Source organism: Paractinoplanes durhamensis (genome assembly GCF_016862175.1).
In the GTDB taxonomy this organism is placed as follows: Bacteria; Actinomycetota; Actinomycetes; order Mycobacteriales; family Micromonosporaceae; genus Actinoplanes; species Actinoplanes durhamensis.
Window position 1 is genome coordinate 79,379 of sequence record NZ_BOML01000013.1, and the last position, 26,572, is coordinate 105,950.

Here is a 26,572-nt window from a genome sequence, read left to right on the forward strand (position 1 = left end):
GCCGGGCGCTCACCGTAACTAGACTCGGCGACCTCGGAAGCAGCCGATGATCACTTGCACGGATACCGCACAGTAGGACGGGCAGCCGCCCGGCCCGACGGAGGAAGCTTGAGCACAGCCTTGGTGGCCCGGCCCGCGCCGGGTGAGCAGGTCACAACGGGGGAAGGCAGCGCCTTCCAGCGGCTGAGGAGTCTGCGGCGCACGACGCCCGGGCGGCTTCAGCTGATCCTGGCCGCCCTGGTCGCGGCCGGCCTGCTCGCCGGCCTCGTCGCCGGGCTGACCGCCGCCTCCGCCCGCTCCGGCACCGCCGACCTCGGCGACCGCGCTCAACCGCTGCTGGTGCAGGCCGAGGCGATCTATTCCGGTCTGGCCGACGCCGACACCACCGCCGCCCAGGCGTTCCTGGCCGGCGGCCTGGAGCCGGCCGCCCTCACCGACCGCTACAACACCCGGCTGACCCAGGCCACCACCGCGCTCGCCGAGGCGGCCCGGCTCACCCCGGCCGGCAGCGAGGCGGCCGCGTCGGTCGAGGCGCTGTCCAACGGCGTGGCCCGCTACACGGCGCTGGTCGCCACCGCCCGGGCCGACAACCGCCAGGGCCTGCCGGTCGGGTCGTCCTACCTGTCGTCGGCGTCCACGCTCAACCGGGAGACGCTGCTCCCGGAGGCGAAGAAGCTGTTCGACATGGCCCAGCAGGAGGTCGAGGACGGCTACCGCAGCGCCGCGAGTAGCTGGTGGGTCACCGTCGCCGGGCTCGCCATCCTGCTGCTGCTCGGCGCGCTGCTGCTGGCCCAGCGCTACCTGAGCCGGCACACCCACCGCACCTTCAACGTCCCGCTGCTGGCCGCCACGATCCTGACCGTGCTGCTCGGCCTGGGCACCGCGACGGTCTTCATCGGCCAGGGCCGGCACCTCGACCGGGCCGGCGACACCGGCTCCACCCCGGTCGCCGAGCTCGCCGACGCCCGCATCCTCGCCCTCGAGGAGCGCGGCGACGAGGCGCTCACGCTCGCCCTGCACGGCAGCAGCGACGAGCCGGAGAAACGCTGGCAGGAGAACAATCCGCTGCTGGCCGACGCGCTGACCAACGAATACCTGCCGAGCAGCACCGCGGCGAGCTACACCACCTACGCCGATGCCCACCAGAAGATCCGCGACCTCGACGAGAAGATCGGCGACTACGACGGCGCCGTCGCGCTGGCCATCGGCAAGGACACGACGGCCGCGTTCGAGCAGGTCACCACCGACATCGGCACCGCCCTCGACGAGCGTAAGGCGGCGTTCACCGACGAGATCGGGGCGGCCGGCAACGGGCTCGGCCTGCTCATGATCCTCGGCCCGCTCGCCGCCCTGGCCATCTGCGGGCTCGCGTTCGCCGGCATCCGGGCCCGTCTCGAGGAGTACCGCTGATGATCCGTACCCTCGGGAAGCTCACCGCCGCCGCGTTGCTGCTCACCCTCGCCGCATGCAGCGGCGATGCGTCGCCGTTGCCGGTCGTCTCCGGCTCGCCGGTGCCCGACGCCACCTCCGCGGCCCCGGCCGACACATCCTGCAACCCGCGCGCCAGCCTCGCACCGGCCGGTGCGCTGCCGGCGCCGGGCAAGATGCCGGCCGGCAGCCTGATGGCGCAGATCCAGAAGGCCGGCCGGCTCGTCCTCGGCACCAGCCAGGACACCCTGCTGTTCTCCTCGCGCAACCCGTTCACCGGCAAGGTCGAGGGCTTCGACGTGGACATGGGCCGGCAGATCGCCGAGGCCATCTTCGGCGATCCCGACAAACTGCAGATCAAAGTTATTGCGTACGACAAGCGGGTCAGCTCGGTCATGGACGGCACCGAGAACAACGGCGTCGACATCGTGGCCGACACCATGACCGCCAACTGCGCCCGGTGGAAGGACGTCAACTTCTCCACCATCTACTACGAGGCCGGCCAGCGCGTTCTCGTGTCGAAGGACTCGAAGGCGACCAAGATCGAGGACCTCGGCGGCAAGAAGGTGTGCGCGGCCGCCGGCTCCACGTCGTACGTCAATATCGGTCTGGTCAGCACCAAACCGATCGCCGTCGCGAAGCCGGCGTTCGGCGACTGCCTGGTGGCCTTCCAGCAGAACGAGGTCGAGGGCGTCTCCACCGACGACACGATCCTGGCCGGCATGGCCGCCCAGGACCCGTACGCGAAGGTGGTCGGCCCGAAGTTCACCCAGGAGCCGTACGGGATGGCGATGTCCAAGCAGCATCCCGAGTTCACCCGGTTCGTCAACGCGGTCCTCGAGAAGAACCGCGCAAACGGCACCTGGACGGCCACCTACAACAAGTGGCTGGGCTCGTTCGGCGCGGCGCCCAAGCCGCCGGCGGCGCAGTACCAATGACCGACATCGCGCCGGCCGACGCCGAGCTGCTCCGCCTCGAGACCGCCCTGACCACGATCGCCGCCAACCTGGTCGACCTCGACGACAACCCGGCCCGCAAAGACCTCGACAAGACGAAACTGAGCGGACAGACCGCCGCGAAGTGGGCCGATGCCACCGACGCCCTGACCCAGCTGTGGGACGGGTACCGGATGCTCACCGAGCTCACCACCAGCGCGCGGCAGAAGCGCGACCAGCGCAGACTAAGCGACACCGACCGGGCCGCGTTCGCCCATCAGGTGCTCGGGCGGTCGATCACGCTGTCCACCACGATCGTGCCGCTCGCCCAGCGCGGGCTGCTCGGCACCAGTCAGGTGCACAGCACCTGCTCCCCCGCCGAGCTGCTGTCGGCGATGGAGGCCGCATTCACGATCGCGGTCACCGTCGCCACCGAGGCCGGCGACGCCTGGCAGAAGCTGCTGCCGGCCGCCGCCGACGCGGCCGCGAGCATCGACACCGTGCGCGCGCTGACCCGGCAGGCGGGCGGTGCCACCGCCACCATCGACGCGGCCGACCGCCGGCTCGGTGCGTTCACCGCCCAGCTGGCCACCGACCCGCTCGGCGTCAACGGCGCCGACCTCGACGCGGTCCGCGCCCTGATCAGCCGGGCCGACGCCGAGCGCACCTCGGCCGCCGAGCTGCGGGAGGCCCTCACCCAGCGGCTCGCCGACGCCCGCGCCCTGGCCACCCAGCTCACCGAGGCGCAGCATGCGGCGGACGCCGCGGCGCAGGCCGCCGCGGACCGCTTCCGGGAGCAGGACATTCTTTCCGTACGCGGGGCCGACCTGCGCCCCGACCTGGCGGCCATCGACGCGCTCGCCGCGGCCGGGCACTGGCCGCTGATCAGCCCGAAACTGGCCGACTGGGCGCGCCGCGCCCGGGAACGCCTGGCCGCGCTGCAGACCGCCGCCGCGCACAACGCCGGCCTGCTCGGCACCCGCAACGAGCTGCGCGGGCGGCTCGACGCCTACCAGGCCAAGGCCCTGCGCCGGGGCCTCGGCGAAGATGCGGAGCTGACCCCGCTGGCCACCGCGGCCCGGGAGAGGCTCTATACGGCACCATGTGATCTTGACGCGGCCCGCGTGGCCGTCAACGCCTACCAGGATGCGCTCACCGCCACGATCGCGAGGGAAGGCCGATGAAGTGCGAACGTGACTGTCCCGGCACCATCGAGGACGGCTACTGCGACACATGCGGGATGGCGCCGGTGGCCGGCGCCAAGCCGGTCACCACGCCCCAGCAACGCTCGGGGGCGACCACTCCGTCATCACGGACGGCGGCGCTGTCCACCCGTACCGGCGGAAGCGGCCGGACCGGCAGCTCCCGCACCGGATCCCGGCGCCGCCGCTTCGGCGGCGGTCTCGTCGACGTCGTGCCGATCGTGCACGCCGACCCGGCCACCGCCGTGATGGCCAAGGCCGAGGTGCCCGAGGACAAGCGCTACTGCGCCAAGTGCGGCAACCCGGTCGGCCGGTCCCGCGGCGACCGCGAGGGGCGCGCCTCCGGCTTCTGCCCGTCCTGCGGCGAGCAGTTCAACTTCACCCCGAAGCTACTCAAGGGCGAGCTGGTCGGCGGGCAGTATGAAGTGGTCGGCGCGCTCGCGCACGGCGGTCTCGGCTGGATCTACCTGGCCGTCGACAAGAACGTCTCGGATCGCTGGGTGGTGCTCAAGGGCCTGCTCAACTCCGGCGACGAGGACGCCCTGGCCGCCGCGGTGGCCGAGCGGCGCTTCCTGGCCGAGGTCGAACACCCGAACATCGTCAAGATCTACAACTTCGTCGAGCACGAGGGCGCCGGCTACATCGTCATGGAGTATGTCGGCGGCCAGTCGCTCAAGGACATGCTCAAGAAGCGGCGACCCGAACCGCTCCCGGTCGACCAGGCCCTGGCGTTCGTCCTGGAGATCATGCCGGCGTTCGGCTACCTGCACGACCGTGGCCTGATCTTCTGCGACTTCAAACCGGACAACGTGATCCAGTCCGGCGACCAGATGAAGCTGATCGACCTCGGCGGCGTCGTGCACATCGACGACCTGGACGCGGCGCTCTACGGCACGGTCGGCTACCAGGCGCCGGAGATGGCCACCGAGGGCCCTTCGATCGCCTCCGACCTGTTCACCATCGGCCGCACCCTGGCCGTGCTCACCACCGACTTCCGCGGCTACCAGACCACCTACAAGGACAGCCTGCCGGACCGCGGCGAGTTCGAGGTCTACCGCACGTACGAGTCGTTCTACCGGCTCTTGCAGCGGGCCACCATGCTCAACTCGGCCGACCGGTTCATCGACGCCGGCGAGATGACCGACCAGATGCTCGGCGTCCTGCGCCAGGTGCTGGCCACCGACGGCGACCCGCGGCCGGCCACCTCCCGGCTGTTCACCGGCGAGCTGCGCACCGACCTGAAGGCCGACCTGCCCCGCTGGCAGGATCTGCCCACCCCGATGATCGACCTGACCGACCCGTCGGCGGCGTTCCTGGCCTCGGTCACCGTCACCGACCCGGCCGAGGTCCTCGCCCTGCTGGCGAACGCGCCCGAGGAGACCGTCGAGGTCCGGCTGCGGGCGTTGCGCGCGCACATCGACCTCGGGGTCCGGGAGAACGACTTCCGGCCGGCCGTCGAAGCCCGCGACGCGCTGCTCGGCACCGACGGCGCGGACTGGCGGATCGCCTGGTACGACGGGCTCCTCTCGCTGGCAACAGAACGATTTGAGTACGCCCGTCAGCAGTTCGACGCGGTCTACTCGGCGCTGCCCGGCGAACTCGCGCCGCAGCTCGCCCTCGGCCTCACCCTCGAACTCGCGGGTGATCCGGGCGCGGCCGGCTACTACGACGTGGTCAGCCGCACCGACCCGGCGTACACCACGGCGGCGGCCGGGCTGGCCCGCTGCCGCCTCGGCGCCGGCGACCGCAGCGGCGCCGTCGAGGCGTACAACCGGGTGCCCGGCACCTCGTCGGCCTACCGCAGCTCGCAGGTCGGCGCGGTCCGTGCGCTGGTCCGGGCGCACCCGTCGGCCGCCGCCGACGTCACCTCGCTGGCCGCCGCGGCCGCGCTCATCGAACGTCTGGAGATCGAGGCCGCCCAGCTCGCCGCTCTGCGCGCCGAGTTGCTCGAACAGGCCCTGCAGACGGTGACCGGCGGCCGCGCGCTGCCGGCCGCCGTGCTCGGCGCGACCCGCAGCGGCGAGGTCCGCGAACGGGACGTCCGCTTCGCCCTGGAGAACGCCTACCGCGAGATGGCCCGGGCCGCCCATGGACCGGAACGGATCCGCCTGGTCGATCTCGCCAACGCGTCCCGCCCCCGGACGCGCACGTAACCGAAACGAGGCACGATGACGATGACCGACTGCGCCTCGTGCGCCGACGAACGGGCCGCCGGCGCGGCGTTCTGCGAGGCGTGCGGGCGTTCCCTGATCGAGGCGACCCCCGGCGTGCCGCTGGAGCAGCCCTTCAGCGAACCTCCGCTGGCCGCCAAGCCGCCCTGCCCCAACTGCGGCGTGCCCGGGGGTGTCGGCACCGACGGCTACTGCGAGCACTGCGGGATGCTGGCCGGCCGCAGCCGTGACCACCTGGAGGCCGACTCGGCGGAGATCGCCGCCGCGGTCACCGACCGGGGCCGGCGGCACCACCGCAACGAGGACGCCATGTGGCTGGCCGTCCGCGGCACCGACGTCGACGTGGTCGTCTGCGACGGCGTCTCGGCGTCGTTCGACCCGGACGTCGCCTCCGAGGTCGCCGCGAACACGGCCGGCGCCGCCCTCGGCAAGTCGCCGGACGTGTCGGCGGCCATCCTCGACGCCAAGGCCGCGGTCGCCGAACTGGCCGGCGTCGGCGACCCGCGCCGGGCCGCCTCCAACCCGGCCTGCACGATCGTCGCCGCCACCATCCGCGGCGTCGAGATCAACATCGGCTGGGTGGGCGACAGCCGCGCCTACTGGCTGCCCGCCGACGGGCCGGCCGAGCAGCTCACCGAGGACGACTCGTGGGCCACCCACGCGATCGCGATGGGCGCCGACCCGGCCGCCGCGATGCGCGACCCGAAGGCGCACGCGATCACCGCGTGGCTCGGCGCCGACGCCGGCCCGGTCGCGCCGCGCACCGGCGCGTTCACCGTGATCGGCCCCGGCCACCTGATCCTGTGCAGCGACGGCCTGTGGAACTACCTGCCCGATCCGGCCGAACTCGGGGCGGTGGTGCGGGACCAGTTGCACAAGGGCGGCACTCTGATCGATGCCGCCCGCGGTCTGACCGACTACGCCAACGCCGCCGGCGGCGCCGACAACATCACCGTCGCGCTCGTGCCCGTCAGCAACATCGCGCTCGCGCCCGTCAGCAACATCAAGGAGTAGGAATGCCGTACACCGCCGAGGCCTTCCAGAACGAATTCCTCGCGCTGGGCGCGTCCGAGGTCAACGCCATCGTCACGGTCACCTCGTCCGGCGCCGAGGGCGGCCGCCGCACCGCCGGCGCCACCGAGATCATCATCGTGGACGCCTCCGGTTCGATGCAGGCCGAGGGCCGGATCAGCGCCGCCCGGCAGGCCGCCAAGACGGCGGTGGAATGCATCGACGACGGCGTCAACTTCGCCATCATCGCCGGCGTCAGCACCGCCCAGCAGCTGTTCCCGGCCCCCGGCCAGCTCGCCGTCTCCTCCCCGCAGACCCGCGCCGACGCGATCCGCTCGATCGACCGGCTGCAGGCCAGCGGCGGCACCGCGATGGGCGCCTGGCTGCTGCTCGCCGCCCAGCTGTTCGCCCTGCGCCCCGGCGACATCGCGCACGCCATCCTGCTCACCGACGGCGACAACGGCGAGCGGGTCGGCTACCTGGAGCAGGTCCTCGCCTCGATCGCCGGCAAGTTCGCCTGCGACTGCCGCGGCGTCGGCGTCAACTGGAAGGTCTCCGAACTCCGCAAGATCGCCGAGGCGATGCTCGGCACCGTCGACATCGTCGCCAAGCCGGCCGACCTGGCCGCCGCGTTCGAGCAGATGATGACCAAGGCGATGGGCAAGACCAGCGCCGACGTGCAACTGAAGATCTGGACCCCGGTCAACTCGACGGTCCGCTTCGTCAAGCAGGTCGAGCCGGAGGTGATGGACCTGACCGGCAAGCGCGTCGAGGACGGCCCGCGCGCCGCCCGCTACCCGCTCGGCTCGTGGGGCGCCGAGAGCCGCGACTACCACGTCTGCATCGACGTGACCGCGGGCGCGGCCGGCGACGAGATGCTCGCCGCGCGGGTGTCGGTGGTCGAGGGCGACACGGTGCACTCGCAGGCCCTGGTCCGGGCGGTCTGGACCGAGGACACGGCGCTGTCGACCCGGATCAACCGCCAGGTCGCGCACTACACCGGCCAGGCCGAGCTGGCCGAGACGATCCAGGCCGGCATCGAGGCCCGCAAGGCCGGCGACGACCGCACCGCCACCATCAAGTTCGGCCGGGCCGCCCAGCTGGCCCACGCCAGCGGCAACAAGGCGACCGAGGAGCTGCTGGCCACCGTGGTCGACATCGAGGACGCGGCGACCGGCACGGTCCGGCTGCGGCGCAAGGTCGAGGCGGCCGACGAGATGGCCCTGGACACCCGCTCGACGAAGACGGTCCGGGTCGGGCGAGGCCAGTGACCACATACGCCTGCCCGAAGGGCCACGCGTCCACCACCGACGACTTCTGCGACGAGTGCGGCGCCAAGATCGGCGGCGCCGCCCCGGCCGCGGCCGCCTCCGGTGCGGTCGCCTCTCCGTCTCCGGCCGCCACCCCGGCCGCCACCCCCGCGGCCACCGGCACCCCGTGCCCGCACTGCGGGGCGCCGCGGGCGGGCGGGTCGCGGTTCTGCGAGGACTGCGGCTACGACCACAGCACCGGCAAGATCCCGGTGCTGACCACGCCGCCGCCGGTGACCGCGCCGGCGGCCGGCCGGTGGACCGCCACCGTCGCCGCCGACCGCAAGTATTTCGAGGAGAACGCGATCGAGGGCGTCGAGTTCCCGGCCGACGCCCGGTCCCGCCAGGTCGACCTGCCGGCCCCACAGGTCCGGATCGGCCGCCGCAGCAGCTCGAAGGGCACCAACCCGGAGATCGACCTGGCCGACTCCGACCCCGGCGTCTCGCACAGCCACGCCCTGCTGACGCTGAGCGTGGACGGCCTGTGGCTGGTCTCCGACCTGGGCTCGACCAACGGCACGTGGGTGGGTGCGGAGCAGCAGCCGCTGTCGGCCGGCCAGACCCGCCAGCTGAAGGACGGCGACGAGGTCCACGTAGGCGCCTGGACGACCATCACCCTGCACGCCCCCACCGCCTGACATCTCGGCAAAGCGCGGCGTCGGCGTGGCGTGAGGTCAGGCGTGGGACGCGGCGTGGCGGGCGTCGGCCAGCACGTCGAGGGTGGCGACGCGCAGGGCGTCGCTCCGGGCGTACAGGGATGCGCCCGGGCCCGGTGTGGTGCGGCCGTTCAGGCCGCTGAACGAACCGCCCGCCTCGGTCAGGATCAGCGACGTCGCGGCGAAGTCCCAGATCTGGCCGCCGGTCTGGATCGCCAGGTCGAGGTCGCCGCGGGCCACCATCAAGCCGGGGTGCACCGGCCACGGCAGCTGCGGCGTCACCTCGGCGATCGGGGCCACCAGGTGCGGGCGCCAGGTCTCCGGCACCGCCGCGAAACGGGCTCCGTCCAGCGCGTCGGGGCCGTCCGGGACGACGTGGATCTCGGTGGCGGCCACCACCCGGCCGCCGACGATGCGGCCCTCGAAGGCGCCACCGCCGCGCACCGCCCAGAACACGCTGCCCTGCGCGGGGTGGGCGGCCACGCCGACGACGATCTCGCCGCCCTCCTCCAGGGCGAGCAGGATCAGCCAGCGGTCGTCGCCCTGCACGAACAGCGCGGTCCCGTCGATCGGGTCGATGATCCAGCGGCGGGACGCCTCGGGGCCGGAGCTCTCGCCGTGTTCCTCGCCGAGCACGGCGTCGTGCGGGCGGGCCGCGGCGAGCACGTCGCGGATCGCGGTCTCGGTGGCCCGGTCGGCGGCGGTGACCACCGAACCGTCGGCCTTGAGTTCCTTGGGCAGGTCGGCCAGGGCGCTGAAGTGCGGCAACGCCACCGCCGCCCCGGTCAGCACGGCGCGGTGGGCCAGCTGAAGATCGGTCTCCACCAGGTCATCCTGCACGTTCAGCCCCAGCTGCACCGGCATGTCGGCATCTCCCGTCGCGACGTGTCGTGAGCACAGCGTGCTTTCCGAATGCGTCGCCGGGATGTCGCCGGCGCGAACAGTCAGCAGCCAGGACCCGCGGCCACCCCGTCCACGATCGAGTAGGCGGTGATGTCGCCCTTCACGTAGCCGGCCAGGTCGGCGACCGACGCGGGCGGCGCGCCGTTGGCGCCCACGAAGGCGACGATCGCGGCGTCGACGGTGCGGCATGACGCCTGGTCCGCCACGACGCGCGCGGTGGCCTCCAACTCGTCCGGGCTCAACGCTGCGTAAGAAACACCGGCGATACTCACCGTGACTGCTGCCGCCATCGCTACGTGGGTCAAGTGCACCGATGCAGCCTAGGCAAGATCACTCTCAGTGCATCCCGCCCGAGCGGACGAGTCTTCCGGCCCCGAGTACCACTCTGGGTGAAAGTCCTAAGCCCGGCTAAAGCGACGGGCCGAGCTCCCGCTGCAGGAACGTGAGGATTCGGACGGAGACCAGCGAATAGCCGGGGCGGCCCGGTTTCAGGAAGTCGCCGTGCCGGCCACCGGGCACGGTCACGAAGCTCTTCGGCCACGGCAGGGCGGCGTACGCCTCCTGCCCGGCCCGCGCCGGAACCGTCCGGTCGTGATCGCCGTGCACGAAGAGCACCGGCACCTCGGCGCCGCCGAACGCCCACGGCGGACGCCGACCGGCCACCGACACCGCCGCCCGGATCCCGGGGTCGTGCCCGGCCCGCAGCATGCCCAGCGTCGTGGTGCCACCGGCCGAGAACCCGACCACCGCCACCCGCCCGGCGTCGAGACGTGGATCGGCGCGCTCCACGGCATGCAGCACGTAGATCGCGTCGGCGGGCTGATTGGCGATGTCGCCGCGGTCGACCGGCACCCGGGCGCTGGTGTGCGGGTAGGTGGGCGCGACCACGATGAACCCGGCCCGCGCCCACGTCGCGGCGAGCGGCGCGAAGTGCGCGGGCAGCCCGCCGAGCCCGTGGCTGAACAACACGACCGGGTGTTTTCCGGTCAGCCCGTCGCGGGCCCAGATCGTGGTGTCGAGGGGCCGGTCGGCGCGCCGCGCGAGATGCATGACCAGGGTGATCACCCGGGGTTTCGGATCGGCACGGGCGACGTCGGCACCGCAACCGGCAAGCAACGCCAACAGCACGACGATTGCCCCCAGCCTGCGCATGCGGTCAGCGTAGAAACGTCACGCCAACGGACATATCGCCGTTGTGGGGGCGATGAGACGACGAATATTGCTCGGCGCCGGCGCAGCGGTGGCCACGTTCGCCACGGTGGCCGGGTACCGCCGCCGTTTGGCCGAGGAGCAGCTGGTGATCCCGGCAGCCCCGGCCGGCGAGCAGCGCCTGTTGCACCTCCCGTCGGCCGCCCGGGGCAGGACGGTCGACGTCTACACGGCCGTTCCGTACGGCCACGGCAACGGGCACGGCCTGCCGGTCTGCCTGATCCTGCACGGTGGCAGCAAACGACCGGCGGACTTCGCCGCGCTCGGCCTCGGCCGGTTCCTGACCGATGCGGTACGCCGGGGAGCGCCCCCGTTCGTGCTGGTCGGCGCGGAGGGCGACCGCCTGGCGTGGCAGCCGTCCGGCGGCGACGACCCGCAGCGGATGGTGCACGAGGAGATCCCGGCCTGGTGCCGCAAGCTCGGCTACGACACCGACCGGATGGCGGCCTGGGGCTGGTCGATGGGCGGCTACGGAGCCCTGCTGCTGGCCGAGGCGTACCCGGGGTTCGTCCGCGCGGTCGCCGCCTTCTCCCCCGCCGTGCGCCCGGGCGACGACGTGACCGGCGCGGCCGCGCTGCTCCGCGGCACGCCGGTCGGCCTGTGGTGCGGCAAGCAGGACAGCCTCTACTACAACGTGCGCGCGCTGGAGAAGCAGCTGCCGGAGAAGCCGGCCGCGGGTGGCTACGCCGACGGCCGGCACAACTTCGGCTACTGGTCGCGGTGTGTGCCGAATGCGTTCGACTTCGTCGGCGGGGCTTTACGGCGCTGACGCCCGTTCCGTACCGTAGTCACCCAGAGCAACGGTCAACTCACGCTGGAGGATCCCATGCGTCGTGCCGCTGTCCTCGTCGCCGCCCTTGTCGCGGCCCTCTGGATCGCCTCGCCCGCCCAGGCATTCGCCCACAACAATGTCCACAGCACCTCGCTGCATGCCGTCCTGGATGCACTTACCCTGCTCGTGGCGTCCGCTCCGGTCTGGACGGCGCTGCTGTGGAGCGGCGGCAACCGGTGGTGGCTGGCCGCGCTGATCGCGGTCGTGCAGATCCCGGTCGCGATCATCGGGTTCGTACCGATCGCGAACCCCTACCTGCACCTGACACTCTTCGTGATCGCCATCGGCCTGACCGCGGTGTCGCTACGCGTCGTGCGACAGAGGGCGGTCACGCCCGCACCCATTCCCCGTTAGGCGCCCGGACGGCCAGGCCGACGACGGCGGCCTGGCCGTCCCGGATCAGCTCCACATCGGGGCAGCCGTGCTGCGGCGGATGCCAGCCGCTGCCGTCGCGCACGGCGTTGTGCCGGCAGTGCTCCTCGTCGGCGTAGCCCCAGGCCCGCAGGATCTCCTCGCCACCGAGGTAGTAGCAGCCCACGGTCGCGGTCCGCGCTCCTTCGGAGCGATGAAAGAACCAAGCCTCAAGCCCGGGTACGGGTACGCCCTCGAAAGGCGCATCCTGCTCCGTACGCATAAGCGAATATTCCGAAATGTCGGGAATCACGTGCGTATCTAAGCAGTTCGGTGCCAACCGGTTAAGGAAATCGCAAGCATCCCGTACGTGGCGGTGATCGAGTTTTAACCCGGCTGTGAACTGTGATGCACGAGAATGGGTCGATGGTGGCGGAGACCCTGCCGGTAAACGGTATCGAACTGTGTGTCGAGACCTTCGGCGAGCCGACGGATCCCGCCCTGCTGCTCATCGCAGGCGGGGCAAGCTCGATGGACTGGTGGGAGGACGAGTTCTGCCGCCGCCTGGCCGCGGGCGGCCGGCACGTCATCCGCTACGACCATCGCGACACCGGGCGGTCCACGTCGTTCCCGCCCGGCTCCCCACCGTATTCCGGTGTGGACCTGGCCCACGACGCGCTCGGCGTGCTCGACGCCATCGGCGTACACAAGGCGCATGTGGTGGGTTTGTCGATGGGTGGCGCCCTGGCGCAGCGGATCGCCGTCGAACGCCCGCACCGGGTGCTGTCGCTGACCCTGATGTCGACGACCCTCGCCGACTCACCGGACGACGGCACCGAGGAGGCACCGGACTCGCCCGCCCTCAGCGAGAAGCCGGAAGGGCCGGATTGGACGAACCGCAAATCCGCCGTCAACCGGATGATCCGGGCGACCAAGGAGCTGGGCGGCCCGTTCACGGCCGACGACGCACACCTGCGCCGGCTGGCCGAACGGATCTTCGACCGCACCGCCGACATGGCCGCCACCCAGCTCAACCACTGGTGCTGCCCGACCGGCCCGCCGCCGCGGCAGCCGATGTCCAGCATCAGCGCGCCCACCCTGATCCTGCACGGCACGCTCGACCCGATGTTCCCGCCCGAGCACGCGCACGCCCTGGCCGCCGAGATCCCCGGCGCCCGGATCGTCTGGCTGGAGGGCGTCGGCCACGAGTTCCCACCCCTGGCCGTGTGGCAGCAGGTGATCGACGAGATCATCGGCCACGCGGCCCGCGGCCGCCAGCCCGCCTAGGCGGGCTTGTTGCGCAGGCCGGCCAGGAGCACGGCACCCGCGGCGATCGACCCGAAGCACATCGCCATGTAGATCAGGACCAGCTCGAACGGGCTGCTGAACGGCATCGCGGTGAACAGCACGGTCAGCACGAAACCACCGGCCACCGTCCCGGCGGTGAGCGCCCAGCCGGTCACCTTCTGCGCCGGCGTCCAGTGCGGCGACGCGGTGGCCAGCAGCATCCCGGCGACCGGCGCGACGGCCGGCAGCACGAACGCGCCCGCGGTCAGCATCCCGACCGCGGCATACTCGGCGCCGCCGGGACCGCTGCGCGCGGGCGGCACGGGCGGGGCCGGCGGGGGCGGCAGGACCAGCGCCGGAAGGCGTACGTGCGGGGGAAGCGCACCTCGCCGCATCGCCGCCACCAGGTCCTCGGGTGGCCCTAACCGCCGGACGATGGCCGCCGCGTCCTCCAGGGGGTCGACGGCCGCCACCCGGCGGGCGGCGATGTAGTCGGCCACCGTGCTCATCAGCGAGTCGCGCTGCTCGGGTGACAGATCCTCGCTCTGCGCCCACAGCGCGGCCAGGTAGTCCAGGACGATCACGTCGGTGTGCGCGAGCGGTGCCGTGGTCATGTTTGCTCCCCCATGCTGGTCCGGCGGGTAGGCAACAGCATCTGCGCCCGGCGATGCCCGGCACATCCGTCCCCGGACGGAATCCGGGACCCGATCTGCAACTTTCGGCCGATTCCCCTCATGATCCGCAGACCCCGGCCGACGTTCTCCGGCCGTAAGGGAAGGGCAGGACGGCGATCGCGGTGGGGGCCGCGGTCGCCGTCAGGGTCCCGACGGGCCCGGGGCAGGATGGAGGCATGCGCCTGGTCTCCCTGCTGCCGTCCGCGACCGAGATCGTCTATGCGCTGGGCCTGGGCGACGACCTGGTCGGGGTGACCTTCGAGTGCGACGAGCCGCCGCAGGCCCGCACCGAGAAGACGGTGGTCGTCGGCGGCCGCGACACCAGCGGCATGTCCCCCGCCGAGATCGACGCGTACGTCAAGGAGCAGATGTCCGCGGGCGGCGACCTCTACACGCTGCACGCGAACGCACTCGCCGGTCTGAACCCCGAGCTGATCCTCACCCAGGACCTCTGCCGGGTCTGCGCGCTGCCCTCCGACCACGTCGATGCGGCCCTGGAACATCTGGGCTGCCGGGCCGACGTGCTGTCGCTCGACCCCTACTCGCTGGATGCGGTGCTCGACACGTTCGTGCAGGTGGGGGTGGCAGCCGGCGTGCCGGACCGGGCCGCCGGCCTCGTCGCGGCGCTGCGGCACCGGCTGGATGCGGTGGCGTCGGCCGTGGCCGGCCGCCGGCGTCCCCGGGTCGCTGTGGTCGAGTGGGTGGATCCGCCGTTCACCGCCGGGCACTGGGTGCCCGACCTGGTGAAAGCGGCGGGCGGCGAGCCGGTTGCGCATCGCGCGGGCGAACGCTCCGTTCCGATGGCGTACGAGGACCTGGCCGCCCCCGCCCCGGAGTTCGTCGTGGTCACCCCTTGCGGTTTCCACCTCGCCGGCGCCGCCGAACAGGCGGCCGCGGTCGTGCCGCACTTCCCGGGCGCCCAGGTCTGGGCGATCGACGGCGACGCCCTGATCGTGCGCCCCGGCCCGCGCCTGATCGCCGGTGTCGAGGCCCTGGCCGCGATCTTCCACCCGTCCGCGGTCCCGGCCCCGCCGCCGGACACGATCGCCCGGATCGCGTAGCAACCCTCAGAAGCTGAACCGGGCGACCTCGTCGGCCCAGGCCCCGCGGCGGCGGAGGGTGGGTCGGCCGGCCGACTAGTGCGTCAGGCTGCGAGAACGGGCTGCGGCGGGGTGGCCGACCAGCGCTCGCGGGCGGCGGCGCGGACCCGCGACGCCCGGTACAGCCAGAGCGTGTCCCGGCCGAACGACCAGGTCAGCGACGCGAGCGCGGCGACCAGGGCGGCGAAGGCCAGGTAGTGCGGGAGCAGGTTCGCGGTGACCAGCGCGAGCACGATGCCCTGCAGCGCGGCCACGACCTTGCGGGAGAAGCGGTGCGGCAGGGCCGCGTTCAGCCAGGGCGCCGCCCACGAGGCCGCCACGAACACGTAGCGGTAGGCGCCGAGCGCCACCGTCCACCAGCCGAACCGGTCGCCGGCGTAGACGCTGAGCACCAGGATCAGGAACGCGTCGATCTCCATGTCGAACCGGGCACCCAGCACCGTGGTGTTGCCGGTGCGGCGGGCCACCTGGCCGTCCACCCCGTCCAGGGCGAGGGCGACGCCGGCGATCGCGACCAGGGCCGGGATCGAGATCGGGTGCGAGAACGACGTGACCACCAGGGCGGTCACCCCGCCGACCAGGATCGCGCGGCTGAACGTGACCACGTTCGCCGGGCCCATCCGGACCATCCCGGCCCGGCTCAGGCCGGCCGCGAGCAGAATGCAGAGCACCAGACCGTAGATGACGCCGGCGGCCAGGCCGGCCGGGGTGAGCCCGAGCGTAACGGCGAGGGCGGCCAGCAGGAGAAGCTGGGCGGCCAGGCCGGTCATCGGGCCGCGCGGGGGCGCCGACGGGGTCGCTGCGAGTGTCACCGTGCCTCCAGTGCAAGATCGGCTGCGTATGGTTGCCGCTGTCAGGGGTTAACACGACGAGCGGCGGCTTTCGGTTCAGCAGTTGAGGAGACAGCCCATGTCGGGTGACGCCCGGGCGTTCTGGCTCGCCTCCCCCGGGAAGGGGGAGATCCGCAGCTCGACGCTGCCGGTGAAGGGTCGCGACGAGGTTCTGGTCCGCACTCTGCACACCGGCGTGAGCCGGGGCACGGAGACGCTGGTCTTCACCGGCCGGGTCCCGGAGAGCCAGTGGCCGGTCATGCGGGCACCGTTCCAGGAGGGCGATTTCCCGGGCCCGCTCAAGTACGGCTACCTCAACGTCGGTGTCGTCGAGGCCGGCCCGGACGATCTCCTCGGGAAGACCGTTTTCTCCCTCTACCCGCATCAGACCCGATTTGTCGTGCCGGCCTCCGCGGTCACCGTGGTGCCGCCGGGCGTGCCCGCCCATCGCGCCGTCCTGGCCGGGACGGTGGAGACCGCGGTCAACGCCCTCTGGGACGCCGCCCCGCTGATCGGCGACCGGATCGCGGTGGTCGGGGGCGGCATGGTGGGATGTTCGGTCGCCGCGATCGCGACGACAATTCCGGGCGTACGCGTTCAGCTCGTCGACGTGGATTCCACGCGCGCACCGATCGCCGCGTCCCTCGGGGCGTCCTTCGCCCACCCGGACGACGCGCTCGGCGACTGCGACATCGTGATCCACGCCAGCGCCACCTCGGCCGGCCTGACCCGCTCGCTGGAACTGCTCGCCGACGAGGGCACCGTGGTCGAGCTCAGCTGGTACGGCGACAAGCAGGTCACCGTGCCGCTCGGCGAGTTCTTCCACGTCCGCCGGCTGAAGATTCGCAGCAGCCAGGTGGGGAACATCGTCCCCGGGCGCCGCCGCACGTACGCGGACCGGCTGGCCCTGTCGCTGGAACTGCTGGAGAACCCGGCGTTCGAGACATTGATCACCGGACGATCGCCGTTCCATGATCTTCCGGAGGTGCTGCCCCGCCTCGCGGACGGTAGCCTTCCGGCCCTCTGCCACGTGATCGACTACCCCGAGGAGTAGCCCCCTTGTTCAGCGTCACCGTCCGCGACCACATCATGGTCGCCCACAGCTTCACCGGCGAGGTCTTCGGCCCGGCGCAGAAACTGCACGGCGCCACGTTCGTGGTGGACGCCACCTTCCGCCGCCCCGAGCTGGACGACGACAACATCGTGGTGGACATCGGCCTGGCCCTGGAGGAGCTGCGCACCATCTGCTCCGGCCTGAGCTACCGCAACCTCGACGACGAGGCCGCCTTCAAGGGCATCAACACGTCGACCGAGTTCCTGGCCAAGGTGATCGCCGACCGCCTGGCCGACAAGGTCACGTCCGGCGGCCTGGGCGCGGGCGCATCCGGCCTGACCGGCATCTCGGTGACCCTGCACGAGTCCCACGTGGCGTGGGCGAGTTACGAGCGCACTCTGTGACACGGCCGCTCTGGGCGGTGCTGCCGGGCGGCATCGACGACCCGGCCGCCCCCAGCGGCGGCAACCGCTACGACCGTACGATCCTGACCCTGCTGGCCGGCGGGGTCGCGGCGCGTGACGTGCACGAGATCGCCGTCGGCGGGTCCTGGCCGGCTCCGGCCGGGCCCGCGCGGACGGCCCTGAGCCGGGCCCTCGGCGACATTCCGGACAAGTCCGATGTGCTGATCGACGGGCTCGTCGCCTGCGGGGTGCCGGACATTCTCGAACCGCACCACCGGCGGCTGCGCCTGATCGTGCTGGTCCACCTGCCGCTCAGCGACGAGACCGGACTGCGCGCGGACGAGGCCGACCGGCTGCGCGCCAAGGAGCGGGCGGCGCTGCACCTCGCCTCGGCGGTGATCGCCACCAGCGAGACCGCGGCCCGGCAGCTCGCCGAGATGCACGACCTGCGGGATGTCGCGGCGGCCGTGCCGGGCGTCGAACCCGCTCCCCCGGCGGCACCGACCCCGGACGGGCACCGGCTGCTCTGCGTCGCGTCGGTCACTCCCCGTAAAGGACAGGACCGGCTGGTCACCGCCCTGGAACGCGACCTCGCCGACCTGACCTGGCGCTGCACGTGCGTCGGCGCCCTGGTCCGGCCGGTCCCGCACACCAGCGCGAACATCCACTTCACCGGCCCGAAGGCGGGCGCCGACCTGTCCTCGGCGTACGCCGACGCGGATCTCTTCGTGCTTCCGTCGCGCGCCGAGACGTACGGCATGGTGGTCACCGAAGCCCTCGCCCGCGCCCTGCCGGTGCTCGCCACCGACGTCGGCGGGGTGTCCGAGGCCCTCGGCCTCGCCCCCGACGGCACCCGCCCCGGCCTGCTGATCCCCCCGGACGACCCGGTGGCGCTGGCCGGCGCCCTGCGCCGCTGGCTCACCGAGCCGGAGCTGCGCGAGCAGCTGCGCGCCTCGGCCCGGGCCCGCCGCGAGACGCTGCCCATCTGGGCCGGTACCGCACGCCGCATCTGCGCCGTGCTCGACGCATGACCCGCATCGCGACCCGCATCGCGACCCGCATCGCGCCTGAGGAGGGCACCGCATGACTGGAGAGTTCAGCTCGACCTGGCTGGGGCTTCGTGAACCCGCCGACGCCGCCGCCCGCGCCGCCGACCTGGTCGGGATGCTGCCGGGGACTATTCGGACCATTCGCGACCTCGGGTGCGGGACCGGGTCGCTCGGCCGCTGGCTCGCGCCGCAACTGCCCACCCCGCAGCACTGGGTGATGGCCGACCTCGATCCGGCGCTGCTCGAGCACGCGGCCGCCAACATGCCGTTCGACGGGGTGACGGTCCGGACCGCGCTCGGCGACGTCACCCAGCTGACCGCCGCCGACCTGGCGGACGCCGACCTGGTCACCTGCTCGGCGCTGCTCGATCTGCTGACCGTCGAGGAGGTCGAGGATCTCGCGGCGGTGTGTGCGGCCTCGGCGACGCCGGCGCTGTTCACGCTGTCGGTGGCCGGGGAGGTCACGTTCGACCCGGCCCGGCCGGAGGACGAAACGGTCGAAGCGGCCTTCAACGAGCATCAGCGCCGGACCGTCGGCGGGCGCCGGCTGCTCGGGCCGGACGCGCCGGCCGCCGCGCGGGCCGCGTTCGAGAAGGCCGGTGCGACGGTGATCACCCGGTCGAGTGCATGGCAGCTCGGCCCGGACCTGCCCGACCTGACCGCCGAATGGCTGCGCGGATGGGTCGGCGCGGCCGCCGAACAGAGCCCTGACCTGCGGCTCGACGACTATCTGCGGGCCCGGCTCGAGGAGCTGCCGCGGGCCACGGTCGGACATGTCGATCTTTTAGCGATCTTTAGCTGAACCCTTTCGGTCCGTCCCGGCGTACTAGGGGAAGACGGGCGAACAGAGGGGGACGGCGAAGTGACGCGATCGATCTGGCCATGGGCGCGGTTGCTCGGCGGGGCGGCGATCCTCGCTGTGCTGCTGTGGCGGCTCGGCACCGGCGCGTTCCTCGACGGACTGCGGGTGATCGACGGGCCCGCCCTGGCCGCCGCGTTCACGATCGGCGTGGTCACCACCGTGTTCAGTGCGTGGCGCTGGTGCCTGGTCGCCCGCGGTCTCGGCCTGCGGCTCTCGCTGCGCGGTGCGATCGCCGACTACTACAAGGCGCTCTTCCTCAACGCGGCCCTGCCGGGCGGTGTGATCGGCGACGTCGACCGGGCGGTCAAGCACGGCCGGGACGAGGGCGATGTCGCCCGTAGCGTCCGCGCGGTCGTGCTGGAGCGCACGGCCGGCCAGATCGTCCTGCTCGGCGTGGGCGTGACGGTGCTGGTCACGGTCCCCTCGCCGGTCCTGACCCTGCTGCAGAAGCACGGCGCGGTGGCCGCGACGGTCGCCCTCGCCGCCGCCGTGGCCGGCGTTCTCGTTCTGGTCGCCTGCCGCCGGCTGCGGCAGGGCGGCTCCCGGGTCGCCTCGGCCGTGCGGACCACGCTGGGTGAGATCCGTACCGGCCTGCTGGCCCGCCGTAACTGGCCGGGCATCACCCTCGCCTCGACCGTCGTGCTCGCCGGTCACCTGGCGACGTTCGTGGTGGCCGCCCGCGCCGCCGGTTCGGACGCCTCCCTGGTGCGGCTCACCCCGCTGATGCTGCTGGCGCTGCTGGCCATGTCGCTGCCGCTGAACATCGGCGGCTGGGGCCCCCGCGAGGCGGTCACCGCGTGGGCGTTCGGCGCGGCCGGCCTCAGCGCCTCGCAGGGCCTGACCATCGCCGTCGTCTACGGCGTCTTCGCCTTCGTGGCCGCCCTGCCGGGCGCGATCGTGGTGCTGACCCGGGCGGTCACGCGGGTCAAGGTGGTGGCCACCGCCTCGGCGGTCCGGGCGGTCGCGCCGGTGTCCCCGGCCGTCGGTTACGCCACCCAGCGTGAGCACCGCCAGCTCGCCCGCACCGGCGCGTGATCCCTGGTGTCATCATCCTTAGTCTTCGAACTTCTCGGAGAGGGCGTACCGCAGCAGTACGACGTCGCCGATCTGCCGCACCCCGGCCAGCCTCGCCCGGTGGGCCGGTCCCCACGGGAAGTCGCCGTCGCTGACGAACCGCGGCGCGCGCGAGTCGCCCACGAAGAACGGCGCCACCACCAGCTGCAACTCGTCGGCCAGGCCGGCCGTGAGGAACTGGGTGTGCATCGAGCCGCCGCCCTCGACCATGAGCCGCCGCACGCCGCGCGCGGCCAGGTCGGCGGTCACCCGGTGCAGGTCGACCGGATCACCGCCGTCGACCACGGTGGCGACCTTGCCGAGCCGCTCGCGGGCGTCGCCGACCCGGGCGGACGCGCAGTAGACGAGCTTCTCGGCGTCACCGAGGGTGAAGAACCGGGCGGCCGGGTCGATGTCGCAGCTGCCGGTCACGGTGACCTTCAGCGGGTGCGGTGCCTCGCCCCGCGCGACCCGGGCGGACACCCGCGACTCGGCCCGGATCATCAGCCGCGGATCATCCTGGCGGATCGTGTTCGACCCGACCAGGATCGCGTCACAACCCGCCCGTTCCGCATCGACGCGGTCGAAATCGGCCTCGTTGGACAGCAGCAAGCGGTCCTGCGCGGCGTCGTCGAGGTAGCCGTCGATGGACATTCCACAGCTCAGCAAAGTGTAAGGACGCTCAACCACCGATGACGCCTCCAGTCGAGCGACGACCGTCACCCCAGTCAAACAGTTGCGTCCAAGATAATCCGGGCGACGATTACAGACACATTCGCGGTCTGTTGCGTTGTGGTCACCTCGACAGCGGGCATAGCGAATCAGCGGGGAATCAACGAGGAGGACCGATACCGATGATGAAGGCCACGGTGCGCCAGCAGGTGACCGTTCCGCTGCGCTTCACGGATGGATACACCACCCCGGCGCGGGTGATGACCTTCGACGGGCTGGTCGACGGGCAGGAACACCTGGCCCTCGGCCTGGGTGACTGGCAGCGGGCCCTGACCAAGTCGGCGGCCGGCGGCCGGGCGCCGATGGTCCGTCCGCACAGCGAGTGCCTGACCGGCGACGTGTTCGGGTCGCTGCGGTGCGACTGCGGGCCGCAGCTGCGCGAGGCGGTGGAGCGGATCGCCGAGCAGGGCGGCTTCCTGCTCTACCTGCGCCAGGAGGGCCGCGGCATCGGGTTGTACGCCAAGCTGGACGCGTATGCGCTGCAGGACTCGGGGCTGGACACCTACGAGGCGAACGTGGCGCTGGGCCGGGGCGAGGACGAGCGGGACTACGCGGCGGCGGCGCAGATGCTGTTCGCGGTGGGGGCCGACCGGGTGCGGCTGCTCACCAACAATCCGGACAAAGCGCTCCAGCTGGAGAAATACGGCATCGACGTGACCCAGCGGATCCCGACCGGCGTGCACATGTCCCCGGCCAACGTCCGCTATCTGGCGACCAAGGCCACGCACACCTCGCACACGATCGAGCTACCCCTGGCCGAATAGGTGTCCGGCACCATGTGGTGACGACCGCGACGACCCGCGGCGCCGGCCGGCGGCACTCGATCAGGTGCCGTTCATCCTCGTCGTGTGCGAGGGGCCGGAGCTGCGGGTTCTGTCGCTGTCCGCCGTCCTGGTGCTCGAGATCACCGTGCGGGTGATTTTCGACCTGGCCGGACTGCCGCACACTCGCTCGTTCGCCTGACGAGTTATCCACAGGCCTCCGCAGAATGTCGGTCCCACTCTCTACTATCGCGGGGTGACTTCGGCCCTCTCCCCCGCCATGGACGTTCTCCACCGCGTGTTCGGCTACCCCGACTTCCGGGGCAGTCAGCGCGACATCATCGAGCACGTGATCGAGGGCGGCGACGCCCTGGTCCTGATGCCGACCGGCGGTGGCAAGTCGCTGTGTTACCAGATCCCGGCCCTGGTCCGCCCGGGCACCGGCGTGGTGATCTCGCCGCTGATCGCCCTCATGCAGGACCAGGTCGACGCGCTGCGCACGGCCGGCGTGCGGGCCAACTTCCTCAACTCCACACAAGACATGGAGGAGCGGCGGATCGTCGAGGCCGAGTTCGTCAACGGCGAGCTCGACCTGCTCTACGTGGCGCCGGAGGGCCTGGGCGTCCCCAACACCCAGCGACTGCTCGACCGCGGCAAGATCTCACTTTTCGCGATCGACGAGGCACACTGTGTGTCGCAGTGGGGGCACGACTTCCGCCCCGACTACCTGAACCTGTCGATGCTGCACGAGCGCTGGCCGGACGTGCCGCGCATCGCTCTGACGGCCACCGCCACCAGCGCCACCCGTGAGGAGATCGCGACCCGGCTGCAGCTGACCGGCGCCCGGCACTTCACCCAGAGCTTCGACCGGCCGAACATCCAGTACCGCATCGCCCCCAAGAACGAACCCCGCCGCCAGCTCCTCGACCTGCTGCGCGCCGAGCACCCCGGCGACGCCGGCATCATCTACTGCCTGTCGAGGGCCTCGGTGGAGAAGACCGCCGAGTTCCTGAGTCAGAACGGCATCCCCGCGCTGCCCTACCACGCCGGCCTCGACTCGCGGGTGCGGGCGGCCAACCAGTCCCGCTTCCTCCGCGAGGAGGGCCTGGTCATGGTGGCCACGATCGCGTTCGGGATGGGCATCGACAAGCCCGACGTCCGCTTCGTCGCCCACCTCGACCTGCCCAAGTCCGTCGAGGGCTACTACCAGGAGACCGGCCGCGCCGGCCGCGACGGCGCGCCGTCCACCGCCTGGCTGGCCTACGGCCTCCAGGACGTGGTGCAGCAACGCAAGATGATCGAGAGCTCGGACGGTGACGCCGCGCACCGCCGCAACGCCGCCAAACACCTGGACGCGATGCTCGCCCTCTGCGAGACGGTCTCCTGCCGCCGGGCCCAGCTCCTTGCCTACTTCGGCCAGCGCGCCGACACCGCCTGCGGCAACTGCGACACCTGCCTGACCCCGCCGGAGTCGTGGGACGGCACCGTCGCCGCGCAAAAACTCCTGTCCACGGTGCTGCGCCTGCAGCGCGAGCGCGGCCAGAAGTTCGGCGCCGGCCAGTCGATCGACATCCTGGTCGGCAAGCAGACCGAGAAGGTCATGCAGTTCCGGCACGACGAGCTGAAGGTCTTCGGCATCGGCACCGACCTGCGCGACCAGGAGTGGCGCGGCGTGGTCCGCCAGCTCCTGGCGGCCGGCTACCTGGCGGTCGAGGGCGAATACGGCACCCTGGTCCTCACCGACACCAGCTCCGACGTGCTGCGCGGCGAGGTCAAGGTGATGATGCGACGGGAGGCCCCGCAGCAGAAGACCCGCGCCCCGCGCGCCCGCGGCGGCGCCTCGTCACCCGCCGCGGCCGCTCCCGACTTCCCCGCCGAGGCGGGCCCCGACTTCGAGCGGTTGCGGGCATGGCGGGCGGCGACGGCCAAGGAGCAGGGCGTCCCCGCCTACGTCATCTTCCACGACGCGACGTTGCGCGCGATCGCCGCCCTGAAGCCGACGACCCTCGCCCAGCTGGGCACGATCAGCGGCGTCGGCCAGGGCAAGCTGACGAAGTTCGGCCAGCAGGTCCTGGACCTCTTCCAGGGCGCCGGCCCAGCAGCACCGGCCGCGCCGAGCCCTGGCGCTTCGGGCACTGGCGCTTCGAGCCCAGGCGCTTCGGGCCCAGGCGCTTCGGGCCCAGGCGCTTCGGGCCCAGGCGCTTCGGACACTGGCGCGACCAGGGCCGGAAGCTCGCGCCCGGTCGCCGGCGGGGGTGCTGCGGCGAAGCCCGCTGCCTCCCCGGCGCCGGCCACGGCCACGCTGCCGCCGGTGCAGCGGGGCGCCGCCGAGCCGCCGCCGCTGATCTTCACCGATGAGGAGCCGCCGGACGACGAGCCGCCCTACGACCCCTATGACGAGGGCTGAGTTGGTTCGCGGAGGGGTGTTCTGCGTCGAGGGCCAGTGGGACCGTGACCTGGAACGGCGTGGCTCGGTGCTGCCGACCCTGGAGCTGCTCGAACGGCTGCGGCTGGTGCGCTACATCCACCGGGATGTGGCCACCCCCGAGGAGCTCGACTACTACCTGAGCCGGTGGTCCCTGAAGCAGTACAGCGACTACCACGTCGGGTTCTTCGCCATGCACGGCGACCCGGGCAAGTTCTGGCTGACCGACCGGCGCAGCGTCGACCTGGCGCACGTGGCCGACCAGCTGGCCGGCAAATGCGAGGGCAAACGCCTGTACTTCGGGGCCTGCTCCGCGATGCGCTCCTCGAAGGCCGCCCTGCAGGAGTTCCTGACCACCACCGGCGCCGCCCTGGTCTGCGGCTACACCAGGGCGGTCGACTGGGTCGAGTCCGCAGCGTTCGAGACCGTCCTGCTGGACGTCCTGGCCAACGGAGCCCGAGTCGACTCGGCCGAGCAACGCTTCGGCTCAGCGAGGTGGGCAGCCCTCGCATACTCGCTCGGTTTCCGCATCGTCTACGCCGACGGCCGCACCTGGCGCCCCACCCCCACGAAGGGCTGACGGCCGCCCGCCGGGCGACAGCGCTTGGGCACGAAGATGCCGTCCTGGCCGGTGGGCCGGGACGGCTTCTTTCGGTTGGTGTCAGATCAAGGTGGCGGGCTGGCAGAGGAGCTCGCCGCTCTCGCGGTCGCGGCACAGGTACTCGCCGCTGTCGTGCACCCAGCCCCACAGGTCGTCGAGGACCAGCGGGTCGGCGCAGTGCAGGCACCGTGGCGTCGATTGGTTGCCGGCCATCTCGCCGCCGGTTGATACATCCGCCAGATCCTGCACTTGAGCGTCCTCCCCGTTTGAGCGAAAGGGACCGTCCCTGGTCCCATCACTACGTCAAGCGCCTACAACTACCTGCGTGGTCAAGGGCCCGCCAACCCCTGAATGACCATATTTTTCCGTCGTCCGTGGAGGGCTCGGCCCGGCCGCATCGCCGGACGTCGATGCTGATCGGGTTGAGCGTCAACATGACTTCAACATGTATCGCGGTCATATGGACCTCAATATTGATGCAGTCAACATGACGAATCAGCAGTCAACTGCAGTCAATTGAGCAGGCAGCAGCGGTCGGCTCGACCGCCGTCGACGGCCACGGGGCCACTGGTGCCGGGAACTTGAGGCCTCCGCGTCAGCCCGGGGTGCGGGCGGATCTACCCGCTGAGCGGATCTACCCGCTGAGGCGGCGGTGGACGTCGGCGGTGGACGGGAGGGCGCCTCGGGCTCCGAAGCCCTCGGTGGACAGGGCGCCTGCGGCGGCGGCGAAACGGACGGCTTCCGGGAGCGGGTTGCCCTCGGCGAGGGCTACGGCCAGGGCGGCGGTGAACGTGTCGCCGGCTCCGGTCGTGTCCACGACCTTGGCCGGGTAGGCGGGGACGTGTTGCTCACCGCGTACGGAATGGATTGCGGAACCGGCGCCGCCCTGGGTGACCACCACCGCGCCGGCGCCCGCCGCCAGCAGGGCGTCGGCGCCGCCCAGCAGGGACAACTCGCTCTCGTTGGGGGTCAGGACCGTGCACAGTGCGATCAACGACGCCGGCAGCGGCACGGCCGGGGCGGGGTTGAGGATCATCGGCCAGCCGCGGTCGCGGGCCGTCGCGGCGGCTGCCATGATCGCCGGGATCGGGATCTCCAGGCAGGCGACCACCACCGCGTCGCCCTCGATGGCGGCCAGCGCCTCCGTCACCTCCTCCGGGGAGATCGTGGCGTTGGCGCCGGCCACGATGGCGATCGAATTCTCGCCTTCGTCGTCGACCAGGATGATCGCCACTCCGGTGGGGGCTTCGGCGGTGTTCAGTGCTTCCACGCGTACACCCCGGTCTTGCAGGTCCTGGCGGGCCGCACGGCCTCGGTCGTCGTCGCCTACCGCGCCCACCAGGTGGGTTTCGGCGCCCAGCGCCGCGGCGGCGGATGCCTGATTGCCACCCTTGCCGCCGTGGGTCTCCGCGAAGCGGGCCATCGCGACGGTCTCCCCCGGCCGGGGCATGCGACCGCCGGCCGCCACCAGGTCAACGTTGACCGAGCCGACCACGACGACGCGACTCATGCGCTCACCGCACCGAGAGCGACGCCGCCTCGACCGGCCCGGACGATGCGGCTCATGCGTTCACCGCCACGAGAGCGACGCCGCCCCGGCCGGCCTGGACGATGCGGCTCATGCGCTCGCCGCCACCGGATCGGCGCCGCCTGGGCCTGCGTTGGCGATGCGGCTCATGCCGGCGCCTCCTTCATTTGTCCGCTGATCGCAGCGTAACGCCTGGTGGCGGCA

Annotated in this window: 28 protein-coding genes and 1 pseudogene; 20 read left to right on the forward strand and 9 right to left on the reverse strand. The window is 72.0% G+C overall.

Features of this window, described 5'->3' with window-relative positions; all coding sequences use genetic code 11:
• Nucleotides 1–108: 108 nt before the first annotated feature.
• The 7 genes from Adu01nite_RS07085 to Adu01nite_RS07115 are packed head-to-tail and all read left to right on the forward strand — an operon-like array spanning nucleotide 109 to nucleotide 8,695.
• Nucleotides 109–1,410 carry a GlnX family signal transduction membrane protein gene (locus tag Adu01nite_RS07085; protein ID WP_239132197.1) on the forward strand — a complete coding sequence of 434 codons (1,302 nt, stop codon included), beginning with the start codon at nucleotides 109–111 and terminating at the stop codon, nucleotides 1,408–1,410.
• The gene (locus Adu01nite_RS07090; protein ID WP_203725720.1) at nucleotides 1,410–2,366 is read left to right on the forward strand and encodes a glutamate ABC transporter substrate-binding protein; all 957 of its coding nucleotides are present in this window, start codon (nucleotides 1,410–1,412) and stop codon (nucleotides 2,364–2,366) included. The genes Adu01nite_RS07085 and Adu01nite_RS07090 overlap by 1 nt, the downstream gene beginning before the upstream one ends.
• Complete coding sequence (locus tag Adu01nite_RS07095) at nucleotides 2,363–3,547, forward strand: hypothetical protein (protein ID WP_203725721.1); 1,185 nt, start codon at nucleotides 2,363–2,365, stop codon at nucleotides 3,545–3,547. Before Adu01nite_RS07090 ends, Adu01nite_RS07095 begins: the two co-directional genes overlap by 4 nt.
• Nucleotides 3,544–5,718: a serine/threonine-protein kinase gene (locus tag Adu01nite_RS07100; protein WP_239132198.1), complete on the forward strand. Its 2,175-nt coding sequence runs from the start codon at nucleotides 3,544–3,546 to the stop codon at nucleotides 5,716–5,718. The genes Adu01nite_RS07095 and Adu01nite_RS07100 overlap by 4 nt, the downstream gene beginning before the upstream one ends.
• Before the next feature lie 15 nt (nucleotides 5,719–5,733).
• Nucleotides 5,734–6,750 (forward strand): protein phosphatase 2C domain-containing protein, encoded by a 1,017-nt coding sequence (locus tag Adu01nite_RS07105; protein ID WP_203725722.1) that lies wholly within the window; start codon nucleotides 5,734–5,736, stop codon nucleotides 6,748–6,750.
• 2 nt (nucleotides 6,751–6,752) lie between these two features.
• Nucleotides 6,753–8,018: a vWA domain-containing protein gene (locus tag Adu01nite_RS07110; RefSeq protein WP_203725723.1), complete on the forward strand. Its 1,266-nt coding sequence runs from the start codon at nucleotides 6,753–6,755 to the stop codon at nucleotides 8,016–8,018.
• Nucleotides 8,015–8,695, forward strand: a complete 681-nt coding sequence (locus Adu01nite_RS07115; RefSeq protein ID WP_203725724.1) for a double zinc ribbon and FHA domain-containing protein — start codon at nucleotides 8,015–8,017, stop codon at nucleotides 8,693–8,695. The genes Adu01nite_RS07110 and Adu01nite_RS07115 overlap by 4 nt, the downstream gene beginning before the upstream one ends.
• 36 nt (nucleotides 8,696–8,731) lie before the next feature.
• Here Adu01nite_RS07115 and Adu01nite_RS07120 read toward each other — a convergent pair whose 3' ends face one another.
• The 3 genes from Adu01nite_RS07120 to Adu01nite_RS07130 form a co-directional block, all read right to left on the reverse strand.
• The gene (locus tag Adu01nite_RS07120) at nucleotides 8,732–9,577 is read right to left on the reverse strand and encodes an inositol monophosphatase family protein (RefSeq protein ID WP_203725725.1); all 846 of its coding nucleotides are present in this window, start codon (nucleotides 9,575–9,577) and stop codon (nucleotides 8,732–8,734) included.
• Nucleotides 9,578–9,657: 80 nt separating this feature from the next.
• On the reverse strand, nucleotides 9,658–9,927 hold the full coding sequence (locus Adu01nite_RS07125) for a hypothetical protein (RefSeq protein WP_239132199.1): 270 nt from the start codon (nucleotides 9,925–9,927) through the stop codon (nucleotides 9,658–9,660).
• 97 nt (nucleotides 9,928–10,024) lie between these two features.
• A complete protein-coding gene (locus Adu01nite_RS07130) occupies nucleotides 10,025–10,768 on the reverse strand; it encodes an alpha/beta hydrolase family protein (protein ID WP_203725726.1) in 744 nt (247 codons plus the stop codon).
• A 52-nt stretch (nucleotides 10,769–10,820) separates the two neighbouring features.
• Here Adu01nite_RS07130 and Adu01nite_RS07135 point away from each other — a divergent pair, with 52 nt between their 5' ends.
• A complete protein-coding gene (locus Adu01nite_RS07135; protein ID WP_203725727.1) occupies nucleotides 10,821–11,594 on the forward strand; it encodes an alpha/beta hydrolase in 774 nt (257 codons plus the stop codon).
• A 57-nt stretch (nucleotides 11,595–11,651) separates the two neighbouring features.
• Nucleotides 11,652–12,011: a hypothetical protein gene (locus tag Adu01nite_RS07140; RefSeq protein WP_203725728.1), complete on the forward strand. Its 360-nt coding sequence runs from the start codon at nucleotides 11,652–11,654 to the stop codon at nucleotides 12,009–12,011.
• Here Adu01nite_RS07140 and Adu01nite_RS07145 read toward each other — a convergent pair.
• On the reverse strand, nucleotides 11,986–12,195 hold the full coding sequence (locus tag Adu01nite_RS07145) for a hypothetical protein (protein ID WP_203725729.1): 210 nt from the start codon (nucleotides 12,193–12,195) through the stop codon (nucleotides 11,986–11,988). The two genes, Adu01nite_RS07140 and Adu01nite_RS07145, sit on opposite strands and share 26 nt — an antisense overlap.
• A 239-nt stretch (nucleotides 12,196–12,434) precedes the next feature.
• Here Adu01nite_RS07145 and Adu01nite_RS07150 point away from each other — a divergent pair, with 239 nt between their 5' ends.
• Complete coding sequence (locus tag Adu01nite_RS07150) at nucleotides 12,435–13,295, forward strand: alpha/beta fold hydrolase (RefSeq protein ID WP_239132200.1); 861 nt, start codon at nucleotides 12,435–12,437, stop codon at nucleotides 13,293–13,295.
• On the opposite strand, the gene Adu01nite_RS07155 is transcribed toward Adu01nite_RS07150, so the two are convergent.
• Nucleotides 13,292–13,909: an HAAS signaling domain-containing protein gene (locus Adu01nite_RS07155; protein WP_203725731.1), complete on the reverse strand. Its 618-nt coding sequence runs from the start codon at nucleotides 13,907–13,909 to the stop codon at nucleotides 13,292–13,294. The genes Adu01nite_RS07150 and Adu01nite_RS07155 overlap by 4 nt on opposite strands.
• 236 nt (nucleotides 13,910–14,145) lie before the next feature.
• On the opposite strand from Adu01nite_RS07155, the gene Adu01nite_RS07160 reads away from it, so the two are divergent.
• Nucleotides 14,146–15,030 (forward strand): ABC transporter substrate-binding protein, encoded by an 885-nt coding sequence (locus Adu01nite_RS07160; RefSeq protein WP_203725732.1) that lies wholly within the window; start codon nucleotides 14,146–14,148, stop codon nucleotides 15,028–15,030.
• 83 nt (nucleotides 15,031–15,113) lie between these two features.
• Here Adu01nite_RS07160 and Adu01nite_RS07165 read toward each other — a convergent pair whose 3' ends face one another.
• Nucleotides 15,114–15,881 (reverse strand): CDP-alcohol phosphatidyltransferase family protein, encoded by a 768-nt coding sequence (locus Adu01nite_RS07165; RefSeq protein ID WP_239132201.1) that lies wholly within the window; start codon nucleotides 15,879–15,881, stop codon nucleotides 15,114–15,116.
• Between the two features lie 97 nt (nucleotides 15,882–15,978).
• Between Adu01nite_RS07165 and Adu01nite_RS07170 the strand changes: the two genes are divergently transcribed.
• Genes Adu01nite_RS07170 through Adu01nite_RS07190 form a run of 5 tightly spaced genes read left to right on the forward strand, consistent with a single transcriptional unit; the run spans nucleotide 15,979 to nucleotide 20,303 of the window.
• Nucleotides 15,979–16,953 (forward strand): zinc-dependent alcohol dehydrogenase, encoded by a 975-nt coding sequence (locus Adu01nite_RS07170; protein ID WP_203725733.1) that lies wholly within the window; start codon nucleotides 15,979–15,981, stop codon nucleotides 16,951–16,953.
• A 5-nt stretch (nucleotides 16,954–16,958) separates the two neighbouring features.
• Nucleotides 16,959–17,357, forward strand: a complete 399-nt coding sequence (locus Adu01nite_RS07175; RefSeq protein WP_203725734.1) for a 6-pyruvoyl trahydropterin synthase family protein — start codon at nucleotides 16,959–16,961, stop codon at nucleotides 17,355–17,357.
• Nucleotides 17,354–18,388 carry a glycosyltransferase family 4 protein gene (locus Adu01nite_RS07180; protein WP_203725735.1) on the forward strand — a complete coding sequence of 345 codons (1,035 nt, stop codon included), beginning with the start codon at nucleotides 17,354–17,356 and terminating at the stop codon, nucleotides 18,386–18,388. Before Adu01nite_RS07175 ends, Adu01nite_RS07180 begins: the two co-directional genes overlap by 4 nt.
• 52 nt (nucleotides 18,389–18,440) lie before the next feature.
• Nucleotides 18,441–19,208 carry a class I SAM-dependent methyltransferase gene (locus Adu01nite_RS07185; RefSeq protein WP_203725736.1) on the forward strand — a complete coding sequence of 256 codons (768 nt, stop codon included), beginning with the start codon at nucleotides 18,441–18,443 and terminating at the stop codon, nucleotides 19,206–19,208.
• A gap of 60 nt (nucleotides 19,209–19,268) precedes the next feature.
• Nucleotides 19,269–20,303 carry a lysylphosphatidylglycerol synthase transmembrane domain-containing protein gene (locus Adu01nite_RS07190; protein ID WP_203725737.1) on the forward strand — a complete coding sequence of 345 codons (1,035 nt, stop codon included), beginning with the start codon at nucleotides 19,269–19,271 and terminating at the stop codon, nucleotides 20,301–20,303.
• Nucleotides 20,304–20,321: 18 nt separating this feature from the next.
• Here Adu01nite_RS07190 and Adu01nite_RS07195 read toward each other — a convergent pair whose 3' ends face one another.
• A complete protein-coding gene (locus Adu01nite_RS07195; RefSeq protein ID WP_203725738.1) occupies nucleotides 20,322–21,011 on the reverse strand; it encodes a RibD family protein in 690 nt (229 codons plus the stop codon).
• A gap of 164 nt (nucleotides 21,012–21,175) precedes the next feature.
• Here Adu01nite_RS07195 and Adu01nite_RS07200 point away from each other — a divergent pair, with 164 nt between their 5' ends.
• The 4 genes and pseudogenes from Adu01nite_RS07200 (at nucleotide 21,176) to Adu01nite_RS07210 (ending at nucleotide 24,819) form a co-directional block, all read left to right on the forward strand.
• Entirely contained in the window at nucleotides 21,176–21,817 is a 642-nt protein-coding gene (locus Adu01nite_RS07200; RefSeq protein WP_203725739.1) for a GTP cyclohydrolase II, read from the forward strand.
• 64 nt (nucleotides 21,818–21,881) lie between these two features.
• Complete coding sequence (locus Adu01nite_RS48395) at nucleotides 21,882–22,016, forward strand: hypothetical protein (RefSeq protein WP_275414621.1); 135 nt, start codon at nucleotides 21,882–21,884, stop codon at nucleotides 22,014–22,016.
• A 78-nt stretch (nucleotides 22,017–22,094) separates the two neighbouring features.
• Nucleotides 22,095–23,888 (forward strand): annotated as a pseudogene (gene recQ, locus Adu01nite_RS07205) (DNA helicase RecQ); the annotation flags it as partial.
• 334 nt (nucleotides 23,889–24,222) lie between these two features.
• Nucleotides 24,223–24,819, forward strand: coding sequence for a DUF6642 family protein (locus Adu01nite_RS07210; RefSeq protein ID WP_203725990.1), 597 nt, complete (start codon nucleotides 24,223–24,225; stop codon nucleotides 24,817–24,819).
• Between the two features lie 81 nt (nucleotides 24,820–24,900).
• On the opposite strand, the gene Adu01nite_RS07215 is transcribed toward Adu01nite_RS07210, so the two are convergent.
• Both Adu01nite_RS07215 and Adu01nite_RS07220 read right to left on the reverse strand, forming a co-directional pair.
• The gene (locus tag Adu01nite_RS07215; protein WP_203725740.1) at nucleotides 24,901–25,089 is read right to left on the reverse strand and encodes a hypothetical protein; all 189 of its coding nucleotides are present in this window, start codon (nucleotides 25,087–25,089) and stop codon (nucleotides 24,901–24,903) included.
• A gap of 385 nt (nucleotides 25,090–25,474) precedes the next feature.
• Nucleotides 25,475–26,350: a ribokinase gene (locus tag Adu01nite_RS07220; RefSeq protein WP_203725741.1), complete on the reverse strand. Its 876-nt coding sequence runs from the start codon at nucleotides 26,348–26,350 to the stop codon at nucleotides 25,475–25,477.
• Nucleotides 26,351–26,572 lie beyond the last annotated feature (222 nt).